The organism is Segatella baroniae DSM 16972 = JCM 13447 (assembly GCF_000426585.1).
Lineage (GTDB): Bacteria > Bacteroidota > Bacteroidia > Bacteroidales > Bacteroidaceae > Prevotella > Prevotella baroniae.
In genome coordinates this window covers 1-1585 of sequence record NZ_AUFQ01000043.1, presented here as the reverse complement: position 1 = coordinate 1585, position 1585 = coordinate 1, and the positions used below count along the sequence as shown (strand labels likewise).

Annotated in this window: 1 protein-coding gene; it reads right to left on the bottom strand. The window is 55.8% G+C overall.

Annotation, left to right across the window (positions count from 1 at the left end; translation table 11 throughout):
* Positions 1-192 precede the first annotated feature (192 nt).
* Positions 193-1263: a Holliday junction branch migration DNA helicase RuvB gene (ruvB, locus tag K334_RS14105; protein WP_025882328.1), complete on the bottom strand. Its 1071-nt coding sequence runs from the start codon at positions 1261-1263 to the stop codon at positions 193-195.
* Positions 1264-1585: the final 322 nt, after the last annotated feature.

The window sequence follows — 1585 nt, the reverse complement described above, 5'->3', positions numbered from 1 at the left end:
GATGTTAAATGCTCAATTTGAGCAAACGCCAAAGCAAAACAGATATTAAATGCTCAACTTGAGCAAACGTCAAGGCAAAACAGGTGTTGTGAATCGTGAAATGGGAAGTGTGAAATGAGCAGTTTCCGTTCATTAGTTCACCCTCCCTTTGGGAGGGCCGGGGTGGGTATTTGTGTATTCCAGGGTGGGTCGTCAATCCGTCAGGCCCTCCCCTCCTTGGGAGGGGCCGGGGGAGGCAAAGAGTTCCCCCTCGCCATGTATCATCATATTGTTGCGTCCCAGGTGGCTGTAGGCCAGGGGCGTGGCCATGCGTCCGCGTGGCGTGCGCTTGATGAATCCCTCCATGATGAGGAAGGGTTCGTAGACCTCTTCCACCGTTCCGGCGTCTTCGCCGATGGCCGTGGCGATGGTGCCGACGCCCACCGGACCGCCTCGGAACTTGTCGATGATGGTCAGCAGAATCTTGTTGTCGATTTCGTCGAGGCCGTATTGGTCGATGTTGAGGGCCTTGAGGGCCAGCTGGGTGATGGAAGTGGTGATGGTGCCGTTGCCCTTCACCTGTGCGAAGTCGCGCACACGTCGCAGCAGCGAGTTGGCGATGCGGGGCGTGCCGCGGCTCCGTCGTCCTATCTCGTCGGCCGCGTCGTCCTCGATGGGCACCCTCAGCAGCGTGGCCGAGCGGCGTATGATGCGCTTCAGCGTCGCGGGGTCGTAGTATTCCAGGTGCATGTTGATACCGAAGCGGGCCCGCAACGGAGCGGTGAGCATGCCGCTGCGGGTGGTGGCTCCCACGAGCGTGAAGGGGTTGAGGTCTATCTGTATGGAGCGTGCCGACGGCCCCTTGTCGATCATGATGTCGATGCGGTAGTCCTCCATGGCCGAGTAGAGGTATTCCTCCACCACGGGGGAGAGGCGGTGTATCTCGTCGATGAAGAGCACGTCGTTGGGTTCCAGCGACGTCAGAATGCCCGCCAGGTCGCCCGGTTTGTCGAGGACGGGCCCGCTGGTGATCTTGAATCCCACGCCCAGTTCGTTGGCGATGATGTTGCTCAGCGTCGTCTTGCCCAGTCCCGGCGGCCCGTAGAGCAGGGTGTGGTCGAGCGGTTCGCGGCGATACTTGGCCGCTTCCACGAACACCTCCAGGTTTTCCACCACCTTGGGCTGGCCGTTGAAGTCGGCGAAGCGCAGGGGTCGCAGCGCGTTCTCGAAGTCTTTTTCGGCGGAAGAGAGCCGTTCTTCCCTTATATCAAATTCGTCTGACATGTCTTCTATGTTGCTATCCAAATAATTGGAAAATATTTGTTATTTATTAACTATTTATTTATCAATCACTTATCGTGAAGTTCCTAAGTACGATGACTTTAGAAGAAGCACCAGCCACCAGCCCGACATGGAAACGCCGGGTACGGAATGACCACGAACAACATACCTATCAGACAAACTTCTATGAGTTGACACGGACGTATCCGCCCAACAATTTACTTCTTCAGAATTATAGGTAAAACGCAACAGTCTTATCGGAGATGACACCCGAAGGTCCATCAACTATGTCAAGGAGTCGTTTTATGAAGTTGTCCGAATGTCT

Excerpts from the sequence above, each read along its gene's own strand:
- ruvB (WP_025882328.1), bottom strand. The coding sequence starts at position 1,263 with ATGTCAGACGAATTTGATATAAGGGAAGAACGGCTCTCTTCCGCCGAA.